Source organism: Clostridium lamae, assembly GCF_033043255.1.
GTDB classification, from domain to species: domain Bacteria; phylum Bacillota; class Clostridia; order Clostridiales; family Clostridiaceae; genus Clostridium; species Clostridium lamae.
The window spans coordinates 73274-80171 of sequence record NZ_JASCQJ010000013.1 but is presented as its reverse complement, the minus strand read 5'-3'; the positions used below and the strand labels follow the sequence as shown (position 1 = coordinate 80171).

The 6898-nt window shown below is 28.6% G+C and carries 6 protein-coding genes; 4 read left to right on the top strand and 2 right to left on the bottom strand.

What is annotated here, in order from left to right; translation table 11 throughout:
- The first annotated feature begins 169 nt into the window (after window positions 1-169).
- From QK892_RS08670 to QK892_RS08655, 4 genes are all read left to right on the top strand, one after another.
- Window positions 170-1354, top strand: a complete 1185-nt coding sequence (locus tag QK892_RS08670; protein WP_317273145.1) for a M20 metallopeptidase family protein — start codon at window positions 170-172, stop codon at window positions 1352-1354.
- A gap of 228 nt (window positions 1355-1582) precedes the next feature.
- Window positions 1583-2560: a Gfo/Idh/MocA family protein gene (locus QK892_RS08665; protein WP_317273144.1), complete on the top strand. Its 978-nt coding sequence runs from the start codon at window positions 1583-1585 to the stop codon at window positions 2558-2560.
- Between the two features lie 391 nt (window positions 2561-2951).
- A complete protein-coding gene (locus tag QK892_RS08660) occupies window positions 2952-3653 on the top strand; it encodes a response regulator transcription factor (protein ID WP_317273143.1) in 702 nt (233 codons plus the stop codon).
- A 113-nt stretch (window positions 3654-3766) separates the two neighbouring features.
- A complete protein-coding gene (locus QK892_RS08655) occupies window positions 3767-5170 on the top strand; it encodes an alpha/beta hydrolase family protein (RefSeq protein ID WP_317273142.1) in 1404 nt (467 codons plus the stop codon).
- A 261-nt stretch (window positions 5171-5431) separates the two neighbouring features.
- Here QK892_RS08655 and QK892_RS08650 read toward each other — a convergent pair whose 3' ends face one another.
- Both QK892_RS08650 and QK892_RS08645 read right to left on the bottom strand, forming a co-directional pair.
- On the bottom strand, window positions 5432-6373 hold the full coding sequence (locus QK892_RS08650) for a DNRLRE domain-containing protein (RefSeq protein ID WP_317273141.1): 942 nt from the start codon (window positions 6371-6373) through the stop codon (window positions 5432-5434).
- A 136-nt stretch (window positions 6374-6509) separates the two neighbouring features.
- Window positions 6510-6803 (bottom strand): hypothetical protein, encoded by a 294-nt coding sequence (locus tag QK892_RS08645; RefSeq protein WP_317273140.1) that lies wholly within the window; start codon window positions 6801-6803, stop codon window positions 6510-6512.
- Between the last annotated feature and the right edge of the window lie 95 nt (window positions 6804-6898).

Here is a 6898-nt window from a genome sequence, read left to right as displayed (position 1 = left end):
TAATTAATGATATATTGTGAGAAGATACAAAGTATGAAATTTATGAAAAGTTAGTAGTGTATCATAAAATAATAATTATAGTATTAAGATTATTATTAATGCAAATCATAATAATAAAGTATAAAACCTACTTTATTAGATAATTTAATTATAAAAATGAGGTGTACTAATGAATAAGATTATTGATCAAGCAAAATTAATAAAAGAGGACTTAATAAATTATAGGAGAACGATTCATAGCAATCCTGAAGTTGGTGCTGAATTACCACAAACAAAAACTTATGTAATGAATAAGCTAAGGGAATTTGGATATGATCCAAAAGAAATATGTGAGAGTGGTATAGTTGCTACAATTGAAGGTAAGAAGCCAGGAAAAACATTTTTACTTAGGGCAGATATGGATGCACTTCCAGTTACAGAAGCCACTGAATGTGATTTCAAATCGACTAATGGTTGTATGCATGCTTGTGGACACGATATGCATACAACAATGCTTTTAGGTGCCGCGAGATTACTTAAAGAAAATCAAGAGCAAATAGAAGGAACTGTTAAGTTAGTATTCCAACCAGACGAAGAAGGATTTACAGGAGCTAAAAAGATGTTAGCAGCTGGAGTACTTGAAAATCCTAAGGTTGATGCAGCTTTGGCAATGCATGTACATTCAGGGACACCTTCTAATGTTATATTATGTGGTTTGGGTACTAGTATAGCAGGCTGTAATAGATTTAGAATAGTTGTAAAAGGAACTGGATGCCATGGTGCAATGCCAGAATTAGGAGTAGATCCAATAAATATAGCAGCACATATTTATTTATCATTACAGGAAATAATTTCCAGGGAAATTTCAGCTACTAAACCTGCTGTTGTAACAATAGGTAAATTTGTAGGAGGGGACGCACCAAATATAATCCCTAATCAAGTTATTATGGAAGGTACTATTAGAAGTTTAGATAAAGAATTAGGAGAATTTATATTTAATAGAATGAATGATATAGTAGTTTCTACTGCTAAGATGTTTAGAGGAGAAGCAGAATTAATAGAATTATCTTCAGTACCACCTTTAGCAAATGATAATGACCTAGCAAAAGAATTAACTTCTTACATGAAAGATTTAATTGGTGAAAAGTCAGTTGTTTTATTTGAAGGAGGAGGAATGGGCTCAGAAGATTTTGCTTCTTACTCATATGAAGTTCCAAGTGTCTATATTATGCTAGGTGCTGGCACAAAGCAAGAAAATCCATTATATGGTGAACCAATGCACAATGAAAAGGTAGTATTTAATGAAGATATATTAGCTACAGGTGCAGCTATACATACATATAGTGCAATTATGTGGTTAAAAAATAACAAGTAAAAAGAAAGATAAAAATAATTTTTATTTTTTAGGAGTTTATAAAATATTACCTATTAATAATATTTTATAAATTCCTTTTCTTCATTGAATGTGTAGATATATATTATATTCTGGCTACTTGGAACTTGCTAGTTTAAAAAGAATATAATATATGTCTAATTTTTTATTTGATATTAACATAAAAAATTAGATATAATTATAGTAATAAAAGAGAGGAGTAGTGAATTTATGATAAGATGGGGAATTATAGCACCAGGTGGAATAGCAAATGCTTTTGCAAATGAAGTTATTAAGACAGAGGATGGAATTCTTTCTGCAGTTTATGGGAGAAATGAGGAGAAGACAAAAGAATTCGCTAAGAAACATAATATAGAAAAATATTATGTAAATATTGATGAATTTTTAAATGACGATAATATAGATGCAGTTTATATAGCAACACCTCATAATTACCATATGGAATATGCAAAGAAATGTGTACTAGCTAAAAAACATGTATTATGTGAAAAGTCATTTTCATATGATGCTAAAACTGGTATAGAAGTTATAGAAATTGCAAAAGAAAATAATGTATTTATAATGGAAGCACTTTGGACATTATTCTTACCAGCAGTAAATCAGGCTAAAAAATGGATAGAAGAAGGTAGAATAGGAAAAGTCAAATTAATTACAGTAAATTTTGGGTTTAAAAGTGATTATAATCCAATATCAAGATTATATGATCCAAATTTAGCTGGAGGAGCATTATTAGATGTTGGTATTTATCCAATTTTATTTTCAAATTATGTAGCCAATGCTTATCCAAAGGAAATAAGTGCTAGTGCTGAATTTACAAATACTAATGTAGATGAAAGCGATATCATTAATCTTAAGTATGAAGATGGAACTTTAGCATCTTTAACATGCTCTATAGGAGTTGATATAGATAAATCAGCAGTGATATTTGGAGAAAATGGAAAGATAGTAGTACCACGATTCTGGATGGCAAAAGAAGCGTACTTATATAATGGAGATGTCTCTGAGGAATTTATAGACAAATATGAAGAGGCTGGATATAAATATGAAATTGAAGAGGTTAATAAGTGTATTATAAATGGAGATTTGGAAAGTAGTGTAGCTTCTCATAGCTTTACAATAGGATTAGCTAAAATAATGGATGAAGTAAGAAGTCAGATTGGATTAGTCTATCCATTTGAAGAAAATTAATGTGTTATTTAAATTTATAATCTAGTGAACATAGTTAATCTAACGTGAATTTAAAATGGGCTGTATTAAAATTATTTTGATACAGCCAATTTTTTCACATTTTATTATAATAAATAAATACTAAAGTAATTAATTTTCTCATCAAATTGTATTTAATACATACTATAAAAATAAGAAGGAATTTTTATAAAGTATGAAAAGTTAGCTAGAGATAATTATGGTGGAAAGGACTTAGAAAGTTTCATTTAAATAATAAAGGAGATGAGAAATCTAGAGTAGTAATTAGAAGAAATCATGAGACATTATTGTTATAAATGAAAAAAATAACATAAATTAACTATTAAATAGCGAGATAAATAAAGTTATTAATTCCTATGAGGTGTTATAGAAAGTGAAAATTAAAGTAATGATTGCAGATGATAAAAGGTTTATGAGAGAAGGACTTAAGACTATTATTAATTTAGAAGAGGATTTAGCGGTGGTTCAATTGTGTGAGAGTGGAAAAGAAGCTTTAGAGAAGATACCTAGTGTAATTCCAGATGTACTGATAATGGACATAAGCATACCAGTGATGGAAGTAATTGAGTATATTAAAATAATAAAACAGCAGTATCCATCAGTAAGAATCGTGATTTTAACAGCTTTTGATGATGATGAATTTATAATAGAAGTCTTAAAAAATGGTGCAGTTGGATATATTCTGAAGGATTTGCCTTTAGAAAAATTAATTTCAGCTATTAGAGATGCATATAATAGGAATTCAATTATACAACCAGAAATTGCTGAAAAAATAATATCTCATATGTCTGAAGCAATAAATCATAATAATTTTCATTCTATTAATAAAGATACTCCTAAAAGAATTAAATCTGCTATGTATAAGGAAGAGAAAAATAAATGTAAACTTACAGAGAGAGAAAGAGAAATACTTCATTTGGTTGGAAAAGGATTATCAAATATTGAAATAGCCAAAAGTCTCTATATTTCAGTTGGTACTGTTAAGAATTATATAAGTAACCTTTATAGTAAATTGCAAATAGTAGATAGAAGTAAATTAATTTTATATGCCATTAAGGAGACTTCCTATAATTAATATATGACTTTAGTCATATATTAATTTCATATAAATTATTACTTTTGACAGATGTACAAAAACTCATTGAGGACTACAATTAATATATAATTAATTGGAGGTTTTATAGTATTATGTTAACTTTTTTAGAGATTCTTATAATAGTATTCAATATACCCATGCTTCTATGGCCGTTAGTAACTAATAAGAAAATGCCTAGAGCTCTTGAATTTACTCCTTTAGTGGCTATATGTATGTTAATACTGCATATTTTTATAGATAAGGATACTGTTGTAGTAAGATTTATTCCACTTTATATATTTACAGTAATAGTTTTTATAAGTTCAATCCCAAAAATTTTTAAGAATAAGCATAAAGATAAAAAACATGGTATTTTAGCTAGTATTAGGCGTATATTTAATTTGATTTTATTTGCAATCTGTGTATTAATTCCAACAGTATTATTACCTTTTTACTCTCTTCCAGAACCAACAGGTAACTTTGACGTAGGAACAGTTGTTGTAGACTTTATAGATAGTAATAGAGTAGAAACTCTTTCTAAATCAGGAGATAATAGAAAAATTGCAGTTCAATTTTGGTATCCATCAGATAGGACAGAAAATGATGTTAAGTATGATATAGAAGAAGTTTCAATTTCTAATGCTGAAAAAGAATATCCTTTTGTTATTTTTTCTCATGGTGCCTTTGGCATGAGAATGAGTAATGCTTCAACCTGTAGAGAATTAGCTAGTCATGGATATATTGTAGCCAGTATTGATCATGCTTATCAAGCATTTTATACTTCTTTTGCAGATGGGAAAGTAGCAATAGTAAATAATAGTTTCCTAAATGAAGCGATAGGAGTTCAGATAGGGGATATAAAGGGACAAGAATCCTTTGATATTACCCATAATTGGCTAGATTTAAGAGTTAAAGATATAGAATTATTAATAAATAGTGTAAAAGCAGGTAATTTGGGTACAACAGGTAACCTTTTAAGTGGGCATATTGATGTAAATAATATTGGACTTTTTGGTCATTCTCTTGGGGGCGCAGCATCAGCAGAAGTTGCAAGAAATCGTGATGATGTAAAGGCTGCCATAGTTATTGATGGAACAATGATAGGAGATATTACCGGATTAAACAATGATGGTAGTGAAATAATAAGAGAGAAAGGCTTTGATAAACCTCTTATGTTAATGTATGGAGCTTTATTTTTGGAGGAAGAAGGTAAAAGTGATTCTTACTTACCAAATATAAAAGCCTATAACAATAGTAAGGATGCTTCATATTCGTTATGTATAAAGGATTCTGGTCACTTAAACTTCACGGACCTTCCAAGAATATCACCATTACTTGCTAAAAATCTTGGTGTTGGTAAAGTTGATTCCTTAAAGTGTATAAAGTCTGTAAATAATTACGCTTTAGCCTTCTTTGATAAACATATTAAAGGGGAAGAAAGTCAATTATTAGAAGATAATATAAATAATGATGAAGTTGAATTTAATAAGAGAGTCCCTGAGACAGTTGGGAATTGAAAATTTTAGGATAATTAAATATAATAAATTTCAAATTACTCTGAAGTATTAATATTTCGGAGTAAATTTTTATTTAGAAAAAATAGATATGTAATAAATTTATCTAGAATCACAACATGCGAATGAATCTCTTAAAGATAGAGTTTATGTAATAAGAGATTAAATGATCAACTAATAATAAAAAGGTCCTATTAGGTAAAAAACTTAAGAAAGATTAATAAACATGAAGTTAATTTAATGTACAAGGTTATTTAATCTTTCTTAAGAATGTATTACAGGACCTGTATAGGAACCATATAATCTTACTGATTTAGTATCTCCAGACTGAATTTCCGGAACTACTGCAATTTTATAGGTCTTATTAATAAGTAAACTATCGTCATTCAAGGAATTATTATAAACATCAGATACGTAATAATAGTCCTTTTGTCCAGTGGAAGCCCTTATAACTTCAACCTCTATAATTATATTATATACTGAATAAGGGGCTACATTTCCAGTAACATCGACGTCTACAATAGTACCAGGATTGGGGACTGGAGGAGTCGGAGGTGGATAAGGATTATTACAACAAATATTCTTGCAAATCTTAGTGCATATTTCCTCAAGCTCACCCTTACATATTTTAATACATTCTTCATCGTAATTTTTAGCATTCTCATATCTACAGACTTTTTTATTATATCTGTTAGGGGCAATGTGGTCATAGTGAACTTTTATAAATGGAATAAGATAAGTATCATTATTTTTTACTGACCCAAAATTAACAATTGTACCCTTACTTTTTCCATAGAGAATTATACCTTTATTACTTGGCCTATTTTTTATCCAGGCAGAAACCATATTAGTTACATTTATTGTCACAGCAACTTTAGATGTTAGTGGGTAAAAACTTATTACGGAATAGTGGTCATAATTGGGGACGTTGTTGTATGTTGTATATGTGCTAAAGTAATCTCTAAGAGGACTTATTAATATCTTTTGTTCAATATTATTAAAAAATTGATCAGTTTTAAAAAGTACAAGTTCAGCACTATATATAATAATATCGGAAGCTAAGGATGAAAAATCAAAAAATAAGTAACTGTAGTAAGTATTTTTATTATCAAATCCTATTGTTATTGTGCCTTCATTTATACTTTTATTTGGATACTTATTTGTAACAGTAAGACTTTTAACTGCTGGAATAATTATATTTGACATTTTATCACCTCATATTAGAGATATATATTAAAAGTGAGTTTCAATGATCTGTAGATTATAGGGTATTTCATTAAAACTCACTTAAGATTTTTTATACTTTAGTTTTTATATAAGAGAAGTTTTTAAAAATTTATTTTTATTGAAGGTCTACTTCACCTATAATAGAACCAAAGGAAGTAAAGGTAACTACATCAGAAGTAGAAATTATAGGAATAGCTGCTATTGCTATACTCTCACTAACAGCACTTGGTGAGTTAGTTGAGTTAACGAATTCCTTTGTTACATAAAAATATTCATAGCCAGATTCATATCTAGAAACTGTTATTTGCATAACTTCTACAAATGCAGTGTTTTCTGGAACGGTCCCTACGATACTAACATATCTACCAGATGCAGTTTTAGGACTGTCAAAGTTAGCATTAAATGCCATTATTAATCATCTCCATAAGTTTATTTTAAATAGTTATTATAGCATAAGATATGAAATGTCTTTGGAAAATGTGATATAAATATTAAGTAATGTCG

What these genes read in the sequence shown, in the direction of transcription:
- QK892_RS08650 (WP_317273141.1), bottom strand. Translation starts at nt 6,373, where the DNA reads ATGTCAAATATAATTATTCCAGCAGTTAAAAGTCTTACTGTTACAAAT.
- QK892_RS08670 (WP_317273145.1), top strand. Translation starts at nt 170, where the DNA reads ATGAATAAGATTATTGATCAAGCAAAATTAATAAAAGAGGACTTAATA.
- QK892_RS08655 (WP_317273142.1), top strand. Translation starts at nt 3,767, where the DNA reads ATGTTAACTTTTTTAGAGATTCTTATAATAGTATTCAATATACCCATG.
- QK892_RS08665 (WP_317273144.1), top strand. Translation starts at nt 1,583, where the DNA reads ATGATAAGATGGGGAATTATAGCACCAGGTGGAATAGCAAATGCTTTT.
- QK892_RS08645 (WP_317273140.1), bottom strand. Translation starts at nt 6,803, where the DNA reads ATGGCATTTAATGCTAACTTTGACAGTCCTAAAACTGCATCTGGTAGA.